Genomic DNA, 19293 nt, shown 5'->3' on the forward strand with positions numbered 1-19293 from the left:
AGGAGTTATTGTTGGCGAAAACGTACAAATCGATGTGGAGGGCTAGTTTGGCGGCGGCCATTTCCGCCAGTCTCGTAGCGATGCCTCTTACGGTAATGGCGGCGGAATCAAGCGGGGGCTCTACCGTCTCGCTGCGCATCATGGAAACGTCTGACCTGCATGTGAATGTAATGAACTACGATTATTTTGCGGACAAGCCTACGGATGAATACGGTCTGGCGAAGACGGCATCGCTCATTAAGAAAGCGCGTGAGGAAGCTCCGAACAGCCTATTGTTCGATAATGGCGACTTGATTCAAGGAAATCCTCTCGGCGATTACGTTGCCACGGTCGATAAGCTGCAGCAGGGCGAGACGCATCCCGTCTATAAAGCTATGAATCTGCTTGGTTATGATGCGGGCAATCTAGGCAATCATGAATTCAATTATGGTTTGGAGTTTTTAGAAAATGCGCTTGCCGGAGCCGACTTCCCTTATGTGAATGCAAATATTTATAAGGCCGACGGAGACAAGGACGAGTCAAACGACGTCAATCTGTTCAAGCCTTACTTAATTCTTGATAAAGAAGTAACCGATAGCTCCGGTGCGAAGCATACGATAAAGGTCGGCGTGATCGGCTTCGTGCCTCCCCAAATTACGCAATGGGATAAAGCGAATTTGGAAGGGAAGGTAGTCGTCAAAGATATCGTGAAGACGGCTGAGAAATATGTGCCGGAGATGAAGGCGAAGGGAGCGGATATCATTGTCGCTATCCCGCACTCGGGCTTCGAGGACATCCCGCAAACGCCGCTGATGGAAAACTCGGTGCTCTATTTAAGCAAGGTAGCAGGGATTAATGCAATCTTGTTCGGACATGCGCATAAGGTATTCCCTGATAAATCCTTCGAAGGGAAAGCTGGCGTTGACCTCGCCAAAGGTACGATCAACGGCGTCGCTGCTGTCGAGCCGGGCTTCTGGGGCAATAATCTGGGCGTTATTGATCTTACGCTTGAGAAGAAGGACGGCAAATGGACGGTTGCTGATTCGAAAACCGCCGTTAAGCCAATCTTCGATACGGTGAATAAGAAGCCGCTTGTAGAGGCAGATCAAGCGATCGTTGACGCGGTGAAAAAGGATCATGAGGATACGCTGGCGTACGTGCGGGGACCTGTCGGCAAGACGACGGCATCCATTAACAGCTGGTTCGCCCTTATCCAAGACGACCCTTCCATTCAAATCGTGACGAATGCGCAGAAGTGGTATGTCGAGAAGCAGCTGCAAGGAACGGAATACGAGGGCATTCCTGTCCTATCGGCGGGTGCGCCGTTCAAAGCAGGCGGCCGTCAGGGAGCCAACTATTATACGAACATTAAGGCAGGCGACATAGCGATTAAGAACGTTGCCGACCTGTATTTGTACTCCAATACGGTAAATGCCGTGCTCGTAACAGGAGCGGAGCTAAGAGAATGGCTCGAGTGGTCGGCAGGCCAGTTCCTGCAGGTCGATGCTGCGAGCAAAGAGAAGCAAGAGCTTATCAATAATGATTTTCCAACGTACAACTTCGATGTGATCGACGGCGTAACTTACCAGATCGACGTTGCGCAGCCGCCGAAGTATGAAGCGAACGGCGTGCTTAAGAACGAAGGCGCAAAGCGGATCGTCAATCTTCAATTTGACGGCAAGCCGATCAAAGAGGATCAAAAGTTTGTTGTGGCAACCAACAACTATCGTGCTTCCTCCAGCAAATTCGCTAATCCCGACGGCAAGCGTATTATTCTTGCCGCGCCTGACGAGAACCGCCAGGTCGTCATCGATTACATTCGTACCAACAAAACGATCAATCCTTCTGCCGATGGCAACTGGTCGCTCGCACCTATCAATGATACGGTGAATGTTACTTTCAAAACATCCCCGGAAGCAAAAAGCGCGGATGATGCGAATAAGCTGATCTCCTTCTCGGCAGATGCAGAGGACGGCTATGCAGAGTTCAAGCTTGATCTAAGTGCGAAGGCAGTTGTTAAGCCGGTAGAACCAGTGAAACCGACAGAGCAAGTTGTTACGCCTTCGGAGCCTGAGAAGCCGGTCGTGACCGTGCCTCAGACGCCTCAGGAGGCCGTGTATACGGTCAAATCAGGCGATACGCTCAATGCGATAGCCATTAAGCACGGAACGACGTGGCAGAAGCTAGCCAGCTACAATCAATTGAAAAACCCGGGCAAAATCTATCCGGGCCAAAAGATTAAAATACCTGCCAAGTAATCATCCTGCGTTGATAAAAAGGCGTTTTCCGCGTAACCTTAGCGGAAGGCGTCTTTTTTCACTGCGAGCGGCGGTTTTGCCCGTATGATCTAGGCTAAAATTAACTCATAATAAGTCGCAGTGTTTATCGTGATAAAGATTAAGAGGAGGAAGATTATATGCGTATTTACTCATTTCCGCCTGTGATCGATGAGCGAGCTCGCGTGCTTATTCTAGGAACAGCGCCCAGCGTGAAGTCGTTAGAGCATAAGCAGTTTTATGGACATCCGCAAAATTTCATGTGGCGCATCATTTATCGGCTGTTTAATGATTCCGATGCCGATCCGGTATATGATAACCGACTTGCATTTCTGAAGGAGCATCGCCTCGCTTTATGGGATGTGATAGAGTCCTGTGAGCGGGAAGGCAGCCTTGATGTGAATATTCGCGGGGAAGTGCCGCAAAAGCTGCCCGAGCTTGTGGCGAAATATCCGGGGCTCCGCTGCTTTGCCTTTAACGGAAGCAAGGCATACGATACCTTTCATAAGTTTTATCGCGGGCATGAAAGCTTCAAAGACATAACGCTGCTTAAGCTGCCGTCATCAAGCCCGATCCCTACTCCGAAGATGAGAACGCTTGAGGACCGGGTGGAGGCATGGCAGGCAATTGTGCCTTATGCAACAACTTAACCGCGCTCTAGCGTTGAAATTACGAGGCTTCCTGTATATAGTAGTTACATAAGATTAGACTGAACAGGAGTAAGATGATGGCTGAAAGCAGGAAAGTGCGAATTACTTTGGAGAGCGTGCAGGACGGAAGCTCGCACATCCACGCTTATGAGGGCGAATGGTTTCGCAAGGAGCGGTCCATATTTATCCGCTACAGCGAACCGGCAGTCGAAGGCGAACCGGCAGCAGGCGAGGTGCGTACGCTGGTGAAATATCGGCAAGACGAGCTGTCCATCACTCGGCGGGGCGTCATCGAGTCGGAGCAGCTATTTGTGCCCGGGCTAAGGCGGACTGGCCGTTACCACTCGGCGATGACGTCTTTCTCGCTTGAGACGGATACGATGCAGCTGTCGCTGCACATACCGAATGGCGACGGCACGACCGAAATAGCAGAAACACTGCCGACGACGCTGCCTTTTACGCTAGAGTGGGAATACGAGATGCACGTAGGTGAACAAATGTCGGGCCGTTTCCATATCCGGCTCCATATACAGGAGGAACGAAATCAATGAATTCAAATGTACTAGAGAAAATGTATGAACAGGTTAAGGCAGCGATTGCTGATGCTGCTGTGGCAGCGGGCCTTGCTGCGCGGGAGGAGCTTCCGGCATTTGTGCTTGAGGTTCCGAAGGATAAATCGCATGGTGATTTGGCGACAAATGCCGCTATGCAGCTAACGAAGCTGGCAAAGAAAAATCCTCGCCAAATTGCGGAAGCAATCATTGCGCATTTGGATACGAAGCAAGCGTCCATCCAATCGGCAGAAATTGCGGGTCCGGGCTTCATTAACTTCCGCATGGACAACAGCTATCTATATCCGGTTGTGAGCGCAGCGCTTGAAGAGGGAGAAAACTATGGACGGACTTTAGACGGCAAAGGCAAGCGTGTTCAAGTAGAATTCGTTAGCGCGAATCCTACGGGCAGCCTGCATCTAGGGCATGCACGCGGAGCGGCAGTAGGCGATGCGCTTTGTAATGTGCTTGATTATGCAGGCTATGACGTTACGCGTGAATATTATATTAATGATGCAGGCAAGCAAGTAGAGAACTTAGCTGTCTCCATCGAAGCCCGTTACCGTCAGGCGCTTGGACAAGCAGCAGAAATGCCGGAGGACGGCTATTACGGCGAAGATATTATCGGCTTCGCGAAGCTGCTGGTTGAGCAAGAGGGAGACAAGCTGCTGGAGCTTCCGGATCAAGAGCGGTTTACGTTTTTCCGCCAGTTCGGCCTGGAGCGGGAGCTCGACAAAATTAAACGCGATCTCGGTAGATTCCGCGTAGGCTTTGACGTATGGTACAGCGAAACAGCCCTTTATGAGAGCGGGCAAGTTGAACAGGGGCTCGAAGCGCTGAAAGCGACAGGCCATGTTTACGAAGAAGAAGGCGCAACGTGGCTTTCGACGATGACCTTCGGAGATGACAAAAACCGCGTGCTCGTGAAAAATGACGGTTCCTATACGTATTTGACGCCTGATATCGCATATCACCGCGACAAATACAGCCGCGGCTTCGACCAAATGATTAACATCTGGGGCGCTGATCACCATGGCTATATCCCGCGTGTGAAGGCAGCTATGGAAGCACTCGGCAATGACCCTAAGAAATTGACAGTGTTAATCGCCCAAATGGTCAGCTTGTTCCAAAACGGCGAGAAAATGAAAATGTCGAAACGTACGGGCAAAGCGGTTACGATGCAGGATCTTATGGATGAAGTGGGCATAGATGCGATTCGTTACTTCTTCTCTATGCGGAGCATGGATTCCCATCTTGATTTCGACATGGACCTAGCGATCTCCACTTCTAATGAAAATCCCGTATTCTATGTGCAATATGCGCATGCGCGGATATGCAGCATCTTTAGGCAAGCAGAGGAGCAAGGCATTTTGCTAAAAGCTACGGATGCTATCGATTTCAGCAAGCTGGTGGCAGAGGGCGAATTCGACCTGCTTCGCAAAGTCGGCGAGCTTCCGCAGGAAATAGCCGAAGCGGCTGCGCAATATGCGCCGCATCGTCTGATTCGTTACGTGTATGAGCTGGCATCGCTGTTCCACAGCTACTATAGAGCGGAGCGCGTGATCACGGAGGATGCCGAGCAGTCGCAAGCCCGTTTGGCCTTGCTTGGAGCGGTTCGCATTGCAATTGCGAATGTGCTGCGCCTAGTTGGCGTCTCCGCTCCGGAGCGTATGTAATTTCTTATAAAAACAAGCCGTGGATTCATGATTTATCCACGGCCTGCATCATACTCATCACATCAAGCTCGCCGATTGTTCGGCGGGCTTTGTTGCCTCTTAAGGGCTGTACAGAGCGCTTGATAATAGACTTGATCTCCGTAGGAGATAACCCAGGCTTATGGGCAAGCAAAAGCGCGATCGCTCCGCTTACATGCGAGGTGGCCATGGAAGTGCCGCTCATCTCGTTGTATTTGCCGCGAAGCCATGCAGACACAATTTTGTCGCCAGGGGCATATACGTCAATATGCGAACCGCGATTGCTGAACGGTGCGATGCGGCGCAGCTTGGTTGTAGCGCCGACTGCTATCGTTTGAGGATAGCGGGCGGGATAATCGACAGAACGCCGCTTCCCATCGTTGCCGGAAGAGGCCACAATAATAACGCCTGCGTTATGAGCGTTCGTGACGGCACCGAGCAGCGCTTTGCTCCTTGTCTTCATGCCGAAGCTCATGTTGATAACGTTAATCCGATTGCGAATGCACCATTCGATACCAAGAATAATGTCGGAAACGAAGGCGCTTCCGTTGTGATCAAAAGCCTTGACCGGCGAGATTAGCGCACGCGGCGCAACACCGATCATGCCCTGAAGCTGGTTTGCTGCGGCAATCGTTCCCGCAATATGTGTTCCATGACCATTATCGTCATGCGGGAGCATGCTGCGATTCAATAGATTGATACCTCTGGAGAGTGATTGGCGAAGATCAGGATGGCTGAAGTCAGCTCCTGTATCAATGACGCCTACTTTAACCCTATGGCCGGTCGTCGTGCTCCAAGCCTGAGGAGCTTTTATTTGATTAACGCCCCAAGGGATACCTTTGTCTACAATAATAGACTTTTGCGAAGATGAGGCATGAACGCTAATTTTGCAGTCTTTTTCAATCCATACGCGTCCCGAGAACCGCTCTAATGTTTCTTCAGCGGGCAATCGACAAGATATTCCGCGAATGATGGGCAATTGTCTTATGTTCTTTCTAGGCGATGCTGACGAAGCGACCTGAGACATTTGCTGTACGAAGTATCGGTAGTCGCTCGCACGCTGAAAGCGAATGATTCGCTTTACGGTCGTTGCGTCCGTGCAAGCCATCGTATCCTGCAGCAAACGGATAAAAGCGGCGGTGTCCAAACTTGGCTTCCCCTCCCGACGGACCATGCTGCACTATTGTATGAACGAGCGCTCGATAACGCATGAGCCACTTGCCTTTTTTCACATAATTAGGCTTGAAACCGTGTCAAAAATCGTTAAGGGACATAGGATGAACAAAGAGTTCTCAGGGGCTCTTACGTCCAAGGTACGTTACCTCGTGTCATGGCCGGATGGATACAGTCAAAGCGGAAGGATTATCCTTTCGCTTTTTGCATTTAAGTCCAAGCTATACGGGCGGCAGCGCGGGCCGCTTGCTTTTTTGGAGGAAATAGGTTTTACTATACTTTGACTAGCGTAAACGACGGGTGCCAACCTCTGGCAGCGGCCGCTCGTTTCGTAATGAAATGTGAGCGGTGTATAAGAGGAAATCGTACACGGTTCTTGCATTTAGATGGAATGAACGAGTACATAATTTGATTGGCAAGAGAGGATGTGTCCATATGAGCAGCAGCAATTTTACGTTAAAGCTGGATCCTGAACGTATGAAGGAAATGCCTATGGTCGATTTGGCCTTTGAAGTGCTGAAAGCGGCTAATACCCCTTACTACTATCGCGATCTAATGATGGAGATCGCTAAAATACGCGGTCTTTCCGCAGACGGAATCAACCAGTTCATCGCACAAGTGTATACGGAGATCAACATCGATGGCCGTTTTGCTTGCGTTGGCAGCAACATGTGGGGACTAAAGCGCTGGTATCCGGTTGAGCGCTCCGAAGATCCTGTAGGCAATGCGAAGCGTACGCGTATCATCAATGATGACGATGATCTCGAAGATGATGATGTATTTGCGGACGAGGAAGAGGATACTTACGCAGAGGCTGAAGAGGACTACGACGTATTCGACGAAGACCGCGAGGATTTCGAAGAGGCTGAAGAGGAAGCGGAAGTTGATGAGGAAGTTGGCATCGATGACGAGGAGCTCGACGAGGAAGAAGTCGACGGCGAATTGGATGCGGATGATGATGACTCGGATGATGATGAAGAGTTTGAAGACGACGATAGCGACGACAAATAGGTAACAAATTATGTGAGGCTGTATAAGCGGTAAGCTTATGCAGCCTTGCATTTTACTATGGCGCCAGCAATGCTTCCAATAGACGGGGAAAGCCGATTGCGTTGGAGTATGGCGCATCCTGTCAGTTTCGCTTGACAGGTCCTATGAGCGCAGAGTAAACTATCTCATGGGCTTAAGATTCGGTTAACAAATAACGCATACAAGCGTAAACGGCTGTTGTCCTCCTTTGGAGGCAAAAGCGCGTTCCGCGCTGAAATATAAGTAAAGTATAATGTTTCAAACTTATGCTTTCTTATATTTTTATATATGCCAAAAAAGGAAAAGTGCCCCGTTGCTACGGGTGTCACTTTTTTTGTTTGTGGGGGATGGGTCTGTAGGAAACATTTCCACAAACTGGATGGATAGGCAGAGTGTATCTGCATCCATGTTTATCGAGTAAATGGGCAAACCTAAACATTAACCATAGGAGCTTGGAGGGTATCATCACAGTGACCAAATATATATTTGTAACCGGCGGCGTAGTGTCGTCCTTGGGTAAAGGGATAACAGCAGCCTCGCTCGGTCGATTGCTGAAGAACAGGGGCCTCAAAGTAACGATTCAAAAGTTTGATCCTTACATTAACGTGGATCCGGGAACGATGAGTCCATATCAGCACGGAGAAGTATTCGTCACCGATGATGGCGCAGAAACGGATTTGGATCTTGGTCACTATGAGCGGTTCATCGATATTAACCTATCGAAGAACAATAACGTGACTTCCGGCAAAATCTATTCCAACGTGATTACCAAAGAACGTCGTGGCGACTATTTGGGTGGAACGGTTCAGGTTATCCCGCATATTACGAACGAAATCAAAGACCGCGTTTTCCGCGCGGGCAAAGAAGCGGGCTCCGATGTCGTGATTACGGAGATTGGCGGTACAGTCGGCGATATCGAGAGCTTGCCTTTCCTTGAAGCGATCCGTCAAATCAAGAGCGATATCGGCCGCGACAACGTTATGTACATTCACGTTACGCTTATTCCTTATATCAAAGCAGCAGGTGAAGTGAAAACGAAGCCGACGCAGCATAGCGTTAAGGAATTGCGCAGCATCGGCATTCAGCCGAACGTGATCGTATGCCGTACGGAGCATCCTCTTGCTGAGGATCTGAAACGCAAAATCGGCTTGTTCTGCGATATCGATGCGAATGCGGTCGTGGAATGCCGCGATGCTTCGACATTATACGAGGTGCCTTTGATGCTTCGTGAGGAAGGCCTTGACGAGATCGTTGTCAACCATCTGAAGCTCAAAACCGAACAACCGGACATGCGCGAATGGGAAGCTCTTGTTAAGCGCGTCAAATCGCTTCATAAGAAAACGGAAATCGCAATTGTCGGTAAATACGTTGCGCTGCATGATGCTTACCTCAGTATTGTAGAATCGCTTGAGCACGCGGGTATTGCCTCGGATTCAGAAGTGAAAATTCGCTGGCTGCATGCAGATGAGCTTACGGAAGAGAACGTGGATGAGCAATTAAACGGCGTTCACGGCATTCTAGTGCCAGGAGGCTTCGGCGATCGTGGTATTGAAGGCAAGATTACGGCTATCAAATATGCGCGCGAGAAGAAAATTCCTTTCTTCGGTATCTGCTTAGGTATGCAGGTTGCTGTTATTGAATATGCTCGCAACGTAGTTGGACTAGCGAACGCGAACAGCTCGGAGATTAACCCGTCTACTCCTTATCCGGTTATTGATTTGCTGCCGGATCAAAAAGACATTGAAGATATGGGCGGCACGATGCGCCTTGGTCTATACCCTTGTAAGCTTAAGCCTGAGACGCTTGCTGCACAAGAATATAACGACGAGCTCGTTTATGAGCGTCACCGTCACCGGTATGAGTTCAACAATGAGTACCGTGAAGCTATTGAAACGGCAGGCTTGACTATTTCCGGAACATCACCGGATGGACGCCTTGTGGAAATGGTGGAAATGGCTGACCATCCTTGGTTCTTGGCTGTTCAATTCCACCCGGAATTCACGTCCAGACCGAACCGTCCGCAGCCGTTATTCCGTGGATTTGTGCAAGCAGCGCTTAATTATTCGGAATAAAAATATCGTTATTTCTTACACTGACATATTCTGTAACAGCATCCGATAAGTTTTTCTCAATATGAGAAGGATTATATACCCACTTTAGCGAATATATTAACGATTATGGAAGAGTTGGCCATTTCTTTGGGCAAGCTCTAGTCGCGGGGGGATTTGGAGTTGGATAAGAAGAAAGTGTTGATCGTTGATGATCAGAACGGTATTCGCGTTTTGCTTATGGAAGTATTTAGCAGCGAGGGGTACAATACGTTCCAAGCGTCTAATGGCAAGCTGGCTTTAGAAATCGTTAAGAACGATGCTCCCGATCTTGTGTTGCTGGATATGAAAATTCCAGGTATGGATGGTTTAGAAATTTTAAAGCATGTGAAAGCTATCGACCGTAACATTAAAGTCATCATGATGACCGCATATGGTGAGTTAGATATGATTAAAGAAGCGACTGATCTCGGAGCATTAATGCATTTTACGAAGCCATTTGACATCGATGAGATGCGAATTGCGGTAAATATGCAGCTGCGTGGCGGCAACTCCACAAGTCGGTTTGCAATAGGTTCTTGATTCAGCTTACAAACGGCATCGTCGCTTGCTGGTAGACGGTGTCGTTTTTGCATTTTCTGGAAGAGGCAAAACGAGCTTTACTATTTCAAGGCGCGTTATGTTATAATGGCTCAGAATGACAAGTTGGAACGAGCTTGAATGGTCCGTTTGTTCGGAAGCAAAACCAAGCGTAATAATAGGAGCAAAGGTATGAACCGCCTAAAAATGGCAAGTGAGCTTTACACTCGCTTGATTTGGCGTTTTTTCCTTTATTCTCTTCCAAGTCTACGGGAGGAACTATAACTAGATGGAGAAATTGATGATACGCGGTGGACGGCCGCTTCGCGGCACCGTTCAGATCAGCGGAGCCAAGAACAGCGCAGTTGCGCTTGTCCCTGCTGCTATTTTAGCAGAATCAGAAGTTGTTTTAGATAATTTGCCTATCATAAGCGATGTAGCGGTATACAGTGAGATTTTGCAGGAGCTTGGCGCTGTCGTTAAACGTGACGGCGACATGATGCGCATTGATCCTACCGAGCTAGTCTCGAAGCCAATGCCGAACGGGAAAGTGAAGTTATTGCGCGCATCCTATTACTTGATGGGTGCCATGTTAGGTAGGTTTGGAGAAGCGACAATAGGAATGCCCGGCGGCTGTAATTTTGAGCCGAGGCCAATCGATCAACATATTAAAGGTTTTGAGGCACTCGGAGCTACCGTAACCAATGATCACGGGTCTATCCGAATTTCTGCCAAAGAGCTGCGCGGCGCTAAAATTTATCTCGATGTGTCAAGCGTAGGAGCAACGATTAACATTATGCTTGCGGCCTCCCGGGCCAAAGGATTAACGATTATTGAAAACGCGGCAAAAGAGCCTGAAATTATAGATGTAGCTACTCTCCTAAATGCCATGGGCGCAAAAATCAAAGGTGCCGGAACTGAGACGATTCGAATTGAAGGAGTCGATCAACTTCACGGTTGCCGCCATTCCATCATTCCCGATCGAATCCAAGCCGGTACGTATATGATTGCAGCTGCTGCAACGCGCGGCGATGTCCTTATTGATAATGTTATTCCAAAGCACTTGGAAGCAATGACGGCCAAGCTCGAAGAAATGGGCGTTCAAGTCATTGAAATGGATGAATCCATCCGAATTATTGGAGCGCCAAAATATTCTTCAATCGATGTAAAAGCACTCGTATATCCTGGTTTCCCTACAGATCTTCAATCGCCGATGACGACCTTGCTAACGCAAGCGAGCGGAGTCAGCATTTTGACCGATTATGTTTATGGCACCCGGTTCAAGCATGTTCCTGAGCTATCCCGTATGGGAGCTGACATCCGCGTGGAAGGCCGCTCGGCTGTGATCGAGGGCGGTAAGCTGAATGCGGCTAAAGTGAAGGCTGCCGATCTGCGTGCAGGGGCTGCGCTTGTTGTTGCTGCGCTAACTGTTGACGAAGGCGTTACCGAAATATCGGGCGTCGAATATATTGACCGAGGTTATGATAATTTAGTAGAGAATCTATGCCGTTTGGGCGCAGATGTATGGCGTGAGACGGAAGCCACATCATAAGGAACAGGCCGATACGGACGCTGTGGAATAGACGGCGTCTAATTCGGCAATGATGGATAATCAGGCATATGATTTTACTAGATACACAAAAATCATAATGAAAATTGAATAAAGTGGTGAGAACATGACAGACCTTCAGATCGCCGATCTAGAAGAGATGAAATTGACTGATCTATACAAATTAGCGAAGCAATTTCAGGTTCCGTACTACGGTACGCTTAAGAAGAAAGAATTGATTTTTGCTATACTACGTGCGCAGGCAGAGAAGAGCGGCCTCATGTTTATGGAGGGCGTACTCGATATTTTATCAGAGGGCTTCGGATTTTTACGACCTATTAACTATTTGCCGAGCAAGGAAGATATTTATATCTCAGCTTCACAAATTCGCAGGTTTGATCTGAGAAGCGGCGATCTTGTATCCGGGAAATGCCGTCCGCCAAAAGAGAATGAACGCTACTTTGGCTTGCTGCAGGTAAATGCCGTCAACGGCGAGAACCCTGAGACAGCATCCGAACGACTGCACTTTCCTGCGCTTACTCCTCTTTATCCAGAAAAGAAGCTCGTGCTCGAGACGACGCAGTCGAAGCTATCCACTCGAATGATGGATTTGCTCGCACCTGTAGGACTCGGACAACGCGGACTCATCGTTGCTCCTCCTAAGACGGGGAAAACATTGCTGCTCAAAGAAATCGCCCACAGTATTTCAGAAAACCGTCCCGATATCAAATTATTCGTCTTGCTCATCGATGAGCGTCCCGAGGAAGTTACAGATATGCAGCGCTCCGTCAAAGGAGAGGTTATTGCCTCTACGTTCGATGAGCTGCCTGAAAACCATATTAAAGTAGCTGAGCTTGTTCTTGAACGGGCTCTGCGTCTTGTCGAGCATAAGAAGGATGTCGTGATTCTAATGGATAGCATCACTCGTCTTGCTAGGGCGTATAACTTGGTTATTCCACCATCCGGGCGTACGCTGAGCGGCGGTATTGATCCGGCAGCGTTCCATCGTCCGAAACGGTTTTTTGGTTCGGCACGCAACGTTGAAGAGGGCGGAAGCTTGACAATACTTGCAACTGCGCTGATTGAAACGGGCTCGCGTATGGATGATATCATTTATGAAGAATTTAAAGGTACTGGCAATATGGAGCTCCATCTGGACCGCAAGCTTTCCGAGCGTCGTATATTCCCTGCTCTAGATATGCGCAGATCAGGCACTAGACGCGAAGAGATGCTTTTGACGAAGGAAGAGCTTGATAAAGTATGGGCCATCCGCAGAGGGATGACAGATACGCCGGATTATGTCGATAATTTCTTGAAGAAGCTTAAGGACAGCGAGAACAACGAACAGTTCCTCATGTCTCTAGATACAACTGTAGAAGCGAAACCGGAGCGGTCCGGTATCAAAAGCAGCACCACAACGACCAGCAGGCGTCCTACGCCTAGAACGACGCACGGATCGTAAGACCGCAGGAGGGAGTACAACATGAATCTCGTATATGCGGATGAACAAGGAAATGTTTTTGACCATCCAGATTTTGTGGCCTTGGGAAGAAGCGGCGATATGATCGTGGAAATTATGGAAGATGAATTGATTCCTCTTCCTAATGGAGCGACGCTTGTTAGCTTGCCCTTCACTCGGCCTATTGGGCTTAACCCGGACACGGGCGAAATGCAGGTGCTGCCTGGCGGAGCGCAAGCGGTAGGCGCTTTGCTGCCGCAGGGCTTTACCCGTCTTTGCCTGCCTGGCTACGTGAAAGCTGATAAGAACGAGAAGCTTCCGCTGTTTGGCTATACGGCAGTCGTATGGAAAGACGGCAACTTCTATGTTACGGCGGAGCAAAGTGATGATCCAGAGAGATGGGACCCGCTTAATTGCGACCGCGGCGAGCTAGGCATTCAGGTAGAGCGCATCCTTGCCAAATACCCGGAAAATCGTCTATACAAGCATCTGTCCAATTGTGCTTTAGGCTATGAGTGCTTAACCTCTTCCAACACATTTCTAGGTCGCTGGGAAGGCGCAGTGCCTGTATCCTATTCTTGCAATGCAGGCTGTTTTGGCTGTATTTCAGAGCAACCGGATGACAGCGGCTTTGTCGCGCCTCAGACTCGGATGAATTTTAAACCCACGGTCGACGAAGTTGTCGAAATCATGCTGGAGCATTTGCGCGAGCCGGAATCGATCATTAGCTTCGGCCAAGGCTGCGAGGGCGAGCCCTCCACGCAAGCGAAAATCATTGTAGAAGCCATGAAGCGCGTACGCAGCCAAACCTCGCTTGGTTATATCAACATCAACACCAATGCGGGATTGACGGATTTCATGCGTGCAATCGTTGACGCAGGGCTTAACCTGATGCGTGTAAGCACGATCAGCGCGCTTGATGAACATTACAATGCGTATTACAAGCCTCGCGGCTATACGCTCAAAAATGTCGAGAAGTCGCTTAAATACGCATCCGATAATGGCGTTTATACATCGATCAACTATTTGATTTTCCCAGGGGTTACGGACCGCGAGGAAGAAATAGAAGCGATGATCGGATTCGTGAAGCGCACGGGCCTCAAGCTGATTCAAATGCGCAACCTGAATATCGACCCGGAAAGCTATTTGGCTATTATTCCGAAGGCGCAGGGTGAAATTTACGGCATGAAGCAAATGCTGGAGATTTTCCGCGAAGAGCTGCCTGACGTCGTTATTGGTTCTTATACCCATGTACCGCCGGCGGCGCTGTTTAAATAAGGGAGCCCAATGAACGGTAATTACATCTAATATTGACATATGAGCGATTATTCATTGCAACTGCAAAACAGTTCATGCTATAATCCGAGATGTGTGATTTAACTCTGGGTCCGCATGCGATTCAGGGCAGAAAGAGGTGAACGAGATGAAACAAGCTATTCATCCGACATACCACATCATTACAGCAACTTGCGCTTGTGGAAATTCCTTCGAGACTGGTTCGATTAAACCGAGCCTTCGCGTAGAGGTTTGTTCCCAATGCCACCCATTCTACACGGGTAAGCAAAAGTTCCTGGATGCTGGCGGCCGCGTCGATCGTTTCAAGAAGAAATACGGTATTTAATCCTACAAATCGTTCCGCCTTTATTTGGCAGAATACAAGAGCCTCCCTCAGCCATCCTATTGGATAGAAGGGAGGTTTTTTGATTGGATAAGAAACCATTCGATTCGAGTAAACGGCTTAGATTAAGCCGATTCACAATTTCGGCGGCATGTGTTGCATTGCTGGCCATAACGCTCGCAGGCTGTGGCAACAGCAAGCAGGAGAACAGGCTGAGAACCTACGGACACGACGGTTATATGGGATACTCCAACAGCAATCCGAACTTGCCCAATCGTTATGAATACCTAAATTATAATGCGGACGGCAATTTTATCGAACAGGTGCTGCAGCCGATTTCTGGCATTGAGCGCACGAATATTTATTTTAACGGTACGGATCTGCATGTAAATTTGAACGTCAACAACGCGTTGTCTGATGCTCAAGTTGAACAGCTGCGCGCAAAGGCGCAGTCAGTTGTACAGCATAATATGCCTCGTTATAACGTTCATGTGGAAGCAAAACGATAAATAGCAGCAATCTATTTCCAATCTTGTGGACGAGTTGCGCTTTGCCTCGGAATCGGCTATACTTATTTTTGCCGTGCTAGATGGGGAGGTAGCGGTGCCCTGTAACTCGCAATCCGCTGTAGCGAGGTTGAATTCCTATTTGAGGTTATGCCGATATGGGGTCTTGGCACTTGCGAGCAGTGTTGACGGTTGGGTCCTCCGCAATGGACGTTTGTGAACGGGTCAGGTCCGGAAGGAAGCAGCCATAAGCAAATTAGTTCATGTGCCGGGGGAGTGCCTGACTCGAGCTGTAGTGCAAGGATGTCGCCTGGGTCGCATTTATCAGGAATAGGTGCACGGTACTAAATTTTTCCTAAAATCAATGCTAAATACAAAAGTAGCACCTGTAGACGCTGTTCGATGTTTTTGTCGGAATACGCGATTGCAGGTGTTTTTGTTTGTGATCCTTTTAATTGTATGGAATAGGGATATGACAGGTAAAAGAGAGTTTTGATTGCTACACAGTTGTTGTATAATAGAGGCATAGCCCTTATATTTTGTAATGAAAAGGCAACATGAAAGGAAAGGTCTGCGTGTCACATATCGCATTATATCGTGCCTGGCGTCCGCAGACGTTTCAGGACATGGTCGGTCAACAGCATATTATCCAAACGCTGCAAAATTCAATTCGTGAACAACGCGTATCGCATGCTTATCTTTTTAATGGACCGAGAGGTACCGGAAAGACCAGCGCCGCGAAAATTTTGGCGAAAGCGGTTAACTGCGAACGTGGCCCAGCTGAAGAACCCTGTAATGAATGCGACGCTTGCATAGGGATTACAGCGGGGCATATTATGGATGTAATAGAGATAGATGCTGCATCCAATCGCGGTATTGATGAAATTCGTGACATTCGAGATAAAGTGAGATATGCGCCTTCAGAGGTGCGGTTCAAAGTTTATATTATAGATGAAGTACATATGCTTACGGCCGAGGCGTTTAATGCCTTGCTCAAGACGTTGGAGGAGCCGCCGGGGCATGTTATTTTTATCTTGGCGACGACTGAACCGCATAAGCTGCCGGCAACGATCATCTCGCGCTGTCAGCGGTTTGATTTCAGGCAGGTATCGCTTGAAGAGCAGACGGAGCACTTGTTAAAGATTTGCCGCGAGGAAGGCATACAAGCTGATTCGGATGCGCTTGCTTATATCGCAAGGCTGTCCGAAGGCGGAATGCGGGATGCGATTAGCTTGCTGGAGCAGGTATCCGCTTTTGCAGGCGAGCGGATCACGCTTGAGGCAGCGGTGGATGTGACTGGCGGCATGGCCGCCGATCATTTTTATCAGCTTGCCGAGGCGGTCAGAGATCGAAATGTAGCGTCGGTTATGCCGCTCGTTGAGAGCTTGATGCAAGCCGGCAAGAGCGCGGACAAATGTATGGAGAACCTAATCTATTATTTCCGCGACTTGCTGGTTATGAAGCTTGCTCCACAGGGCGGCGCAGCAACGGAGCGCATCGTTGATCCGGAACGCTTCAAAGCGATGGCGGATGCTTTTACTCCCGGGCGGCTGTTCGCGATGATTGATACGCTGAACCGCTATCAGGTGGAGCTGAAGCATGCGTCACAGCCGCAAACGCTGTTCGAGGTAGCGCTTATGAAGCTCTGTACGCTAGGTGAAGAACAATCTTCAAGCGGAGGAGCGGCTGCGGGCTCAGCTTCGACCGGCGCTCAGCCAGCCGAAGTGGGCCGGCTGCGCCAGCAGGTTGAAGCGCTTGAGCGCAAGCTTGAGCAAGCGCTCCAGAATGGCATAGCTGCTGGGGGCAATTCATCTGCCGCTGACAATGCGGCAAGCAAGCAAGCGGCGCGCACCAATGCGGTTCGCAGCTCGTTTGGCGGCTCAGGCGGCATAGCCCGTTCGTCCGTCAAGCTTGATCCTTATTTAGCCACAGCCGGCAGCCCTGAATTCAACCAATTCCGCATGAAGTGGAATGATGTCCTGCAGGGTGTCAAAGAAGCCAAGATAACCGTCCACGCCTGGTTGAAGGACGGCGAGCCCGTCGCTTCCACTGATGATGCCATTCTCGTCGCATTCAAAAATACGATGCACCGAGAAACGACCGAAAAACCAGCCAATCGTGATATTATAGAGAAAGTTATGCATGATGTCCTTGGCGGGTCGTTCCGGATCGTTACGGTCATGATGAAGGATTGGCAGGCTGCGGCACAAGGCGCTAGCGCCCAGAAGACCGAGACGCTGGAACTGGAACCTGAGGCTTCTCACGCATCGCAAGCTTCAAGCAGACCCGAATGGGTGGAAGAAGCCGTTAAGCTTTTTGGTGAAGACTTAGTAGTTGTGAAGGATAAGGATTAAATTCTAATGATGAGGTGATTTCTAATGAACAACATGAACCAAATGATGAAGCAAGTGAAGAAGATGCAGGATCAAATGATGAAAGCGCAAGAAGAGCTTGAAACAAAGACAGTTGAGGGAACAGCTGGCGGCGGCGTCGTTACGGTATCGGCTAACGGCCATAAGAAACTGCTTAGCATTACGATCAAACCTGAGGCTGTAGATCCGGAAGATGTAGAAATGCTGCAAGACCTTGTGCTTACTGCAGTTAACGATGCGCTTTCTAAAGTAGATGAGCTTGCGAACAAGGATATGGGCAAATTCACTGGCGGAATGAAAATTCCGGGATTGTTCTAAGAAGAACCGCGCGCTTTCGTTTGAAAGGAGCTGTACCTAGTTTTGTATTACCCCGAACCGATAGCGAAATTAATTGATGCTTTTACGCGATTACCGGGTATTGGACCCAAAACGGCCGCCCGTCTGGCGTTCCATGTGCTTCGAATGAAAGAAGACGACGTCATTGATTTTGCGAAGGCGCTAGTAAGCGTTAAGCGCAATTTGTTCTATTGCTCGGTTTGCTGCAACATTACGGATACCGATCCGTGCAGAATATGCCAAGATAAGTCTCGCGATAATTCCGTTATTTGTGTCGTACAAGAATCGAAGGATCTTGTGGCCATTGAGCGGATGAAGGATTTTCAAGGGCAATACCATGTTCTGCAAGGTGCGATCTCTCCGATGGAGGGAATCGGACCAGATGAAATTCGAATTGCGGAGCTATTGCGGCGGCTAAGTGATGAACGCGTGCAGGAGCTTATCCTGGCGACTAACCCGAATATTGAAGGCGAAGCGACTGCGATGTACTTATCGCGTCTTATTAAACCTTTTGGCATCCGTGTAACGCGTATCGCGCATGGACTGCCTGTTGGCGGCGATCTTGAATATGCGGATGAGGTTACACTCTCCAAAGCATTAGAAGGTCGACGGGAAATAAACTAGCGTTTGGCAAAATAAGAAGCGGCGGGTCGAGATCATTCTCGACTTGCCGCTTTTTCTATAGCTGCGGAATCTCTCAAGTCTTCGTTCTATTCCGATGTCCAAGCCTATACATATAGTAAAGAACTGTATTTAGATAGGACATGCGGGAGGGATACGTTTGAAGAACAAGCATCAGGCGGTCTTGGAGAAAGAAGTTATCCAAATGGATGAAATTCGGCTCGAGATAGCTGAAGCGCACCGAGAGTGGGAAAATGCGAATCGTTATTTCAATCATGCACACGGCAAAGATCAAATCGATTACGCCATTTACTGCATGATTACAGCGGAGAAGAGATATGATATGCTGCTTCGTTTGGCAAAGCGTTCAAGCAATAACTGGCCGGCATGGGGAGGAGTGTTGAAATGAAAGTCATTTGGTTATCCGTATTTATTGTATCAAGCCTTTTATTGGCAGTTGTCTTATTAAGAAATAAGCTTTCGTGGGGAATGCTTCGTGGATTCGCGCTTCACCTTGTTTTGGCAGCTGCGTTATTATACGTCTTAAATTATTCAGAAGTTGTTCCAGGCATGTACATACCGCTGAATCCCATTACGATCGGCACGGTGCTTACTTTGGGCGTACCGGGGATAGCGCTAATTGTCGGCCTGCAATGGGTGGTTGTGTAGGGGGAAACAAAAAGGTTTGGCCAAAAGGTTGACGCGAGAAGCGATTATATGCTACATTAGTTCTCGCGCCAAGAGTAAGTAAACAAGCTTCAAAAAAAGAAATAAAAAAATTACTTGCATTAACTTGGGCATCTGTGATATATTATAAAAGTCGCCAATGAGACACACGGCCGACACGAAAGAA

18 protein-coding genes and 1 other RNA gene are annotated in these 19293 nt (G+C 48.8%); 18 read left to right on the top strand and 1 reads right to left on the bottom strand.

Annotation, left to right across the window (positions count from 1 at the left end; translation table 11 throughout):
• The first annotated feature begins 32 nt into the window (after positions 1-32).
• The 4 genes from A7975_RS10095 (at position 33) to argS (ending at position 5132) form a co-directional block, all read left to right on the top strand.
• Entirely contained in the window at positions 33-2237 is a 2205-nt protein-coding gene (locus A7975_RS10095; protein WP_065385114.1) for a bifunctional 2',3'-cyclic-nucleotide 2'-phosphodiesterase/3'-nucleotidase, read from the top strand.
• 158 nt (positions 2238-2395) lie between these two features.
• Positions 2396-2905, top strand: a complete 510-nt coding sequence (locus A7975_RS10100; RefSeq protein ID WP_053373274.1) for a DNA-deoxyinosine glycosylase — start codon at positions 2396-2398, stop codon at positions 2903-2905.
• Between the two features lie 74 nt (positions 2906-2979).
• Complete coding sequence (locus A7975_RS10105; protein ID WP_082198126.1) at positions 2980-3456, top strand: YwiB family protein; 477 nt, start codon at positions 2980-2982, stop codon at positions 3454-3456.
• On the top strand, positions 3453-5132 hold the full coding sequence (gene argS, locus A7975_RS10110; protein WP_065385103.1) for an arginine--tRNA ligase: 1680 nt from the start codon (positions 3453-3455) through the stop codon (positions 5130-5132). The genes A7975_RS10105 and argS overlap by 4 nt, the downstream gene beginning before the upstream one ends.
• 25 nt (positions 5133-5157) lie before the next feature.
• Here argS and A7975_RS10115 read toward each other — a convergent pair whose 3' ends face one another.
• Positions 5158-6297, bottom strand: coding sequence for a S8 family peptidase (locus A7975_RS10115; RefSeq protein ID WP_065385104.1), 1140 nt, complete (start codon positions 6295-6297; stop codon positions 5158-5160).
• 461 nt (positions 6298-6758) lie between these two features.
• Here A7975_RS10115 and rpoE point away from each other — a divergent pair, with 461 nt between their 5' ends.
• From rpoE to A7975_RS10185, 14 genes are all read left to right on the top strand, one after another.
• Positions 6759-7334: a DNA-directed RNA polymerase subunit delta gene (gene rpoE, locus A7975_RS10120; protein WP_065385105.1), complete on the top strand. Its 576-nt coding sequence runs from the start codon at positions 6759-6761 to the stop codon at positions 7332-7334.
• 488 nt (positions 7335-7822) lie between these two features.
• Entirely contained in the window at positions 7823-9424 is a 1602-nt protein-coding gene (locus A7975_RS10125) for a CTP synthase (protein ID WP_053373269.1), read from the top strand.
• A 159-nt stretch (positions 9425-9583) separates the two neighbouring features.
• Complete coding sequence (locus A7975_RS10130) at positions 9584-9982, top strand: response regulator (RefSeq protein ID WP_076271590.1); 399 nt, start codon at positions 9584-9586, stop codon at positions 9980-9982.
• A gap of 286 nt (positions 9983-10268) precedes the next feature.
• Positions 10269-11531 carry a UDP-N-acetylglucosamine 1-carboxyvinyltransferase gene (locus A7975_RS10135; RefSeq protein ID WP_053373268.1) on the top strand — a complete coding sequence of 421 codons (1263 nt, stop codon included), beginning with the start codon at positions 10269-10271 and terminating at the stop codon, positions 11529-11531.
• Positions 11532-11655: 124 nt separating this feature from the next.
• Positions 11656-12990 (top strand): transcription termination factor Rho, encoded by a 1335-nt coding sequence (gene rho / locus A7975_RS10140; protein WP_053373267.1) that lies wholly within the window; start codon positions 11656-11658, stop codon positions 12988-12990.
• 21 nt (positions 12991-13011) lie between these two features.
• Complete coding sequence (locus A7975_RS10145) at positions 13012-14265, top strand: radical SAM family protein (protein ID WP_053373266.1); 1254 nt, start codon at positions 13012-13014, stop codon at positions 14263-14265.
• A gap of 145 nt (positions 14266-14410) precedes the next feature.
• The gene (gene rpmE, locus A7975_RS10150; protein ID WP_053373265.1) at positions 14411-14608 is read left to right on the top strand and encodes a 50S ribosomal protein L31; all 198 of its coding nucleotides are present in this window, start codon (positions 14411-14413) and stop codon (positions 14606-14608) included.
• Between the two features lie 83 nt (positions 14609-14691).
• Positions 14692-15114, top strand: a complete 423-nt coding sequence (locus A7975_RS10155) for a hypothetical protein (RefSeq protein ID WP_053373264.1) — start codon at positions 14692-14694, stop codon at positions 15112-15114.
• A 71-nt stretch (positions 15115-15185) separates the two neighbouring features.
• An RNA gene (gene ffs, locus A7975_RS10160) (signal recognition particle sRNA large type) lies at positions 15186-15453 on the top strand.
• 233 nt (positions 15454-15686) lie between these two features.
• Positions 15687-17465 carry a DNA polymerase III subunit gamma/tau gene (dnaX, locus tag A7975_RS10165; RefSeq protein WP_065385115.1) on the top strand — a complete coding sequence of 593 codons (1779 nt, stop codon included), beginning with the start codon at positions 15687-15689 and terminating at the stop codon, positions 17463-17465.
• A 24-nt stretch (positions 17466-17489) separates the two neighbouring features.
• A complete protein-coding gene (locus tag A7975_RS10170) occupies positions 17490-17801 on the top strand; it encodes a YbaB/EbfC family nucleoid-associated protein (RefSeq protein WP_053373263.1) in 312 nt (103 codons plus the stop codon).
• 42 nt (positions 17802-17843) lie between these two features.
• Positions 17844-18443 (top strand): recombination mediator RecR, encoded by a 600-nt coding sequence (gene recR, locus A7975_RS10175; protein WP_053373262.1) that lies wholly within the window; start codon positions 17844-17846, stop codon positions 18441-18443.
• Between the two features lie 157 nt (positions 18444-18600).
• Entirely contained in the window at positions 18601-18849 is a 249-nt protein-coding gene (locus A7975_RS10180) for a DUF2508 family protein (RefSeq protein ID WP_255314257.1), read from the top strand.
• On the top strand, positions 18846-19109 hold the full coding sequence (locus A7975_RS10185) for a pro-sigmaK processing inhibitor BofA family protein (RefSeq protein ID WP_065385106.1): 264 nt from the start codon (positions 18846-18848) through the stop codon (positions 19107-19109). Before A7975_RS10180 ends, A7975_RS10185 begins: the two co-directional genes overlap by 4 nt.
• The last annotated feature ends 184 nt before the right edge of the window (positions 19110-19293 follow it).

Source organism: Bacillus sp. FJAT-26390, assembly GCF_001682865.1.
Lineage (GTDB): Bacteria > Bacillota > Bacilli > Paenibacillales > Paenibacillaceae > Pristimantibacillus.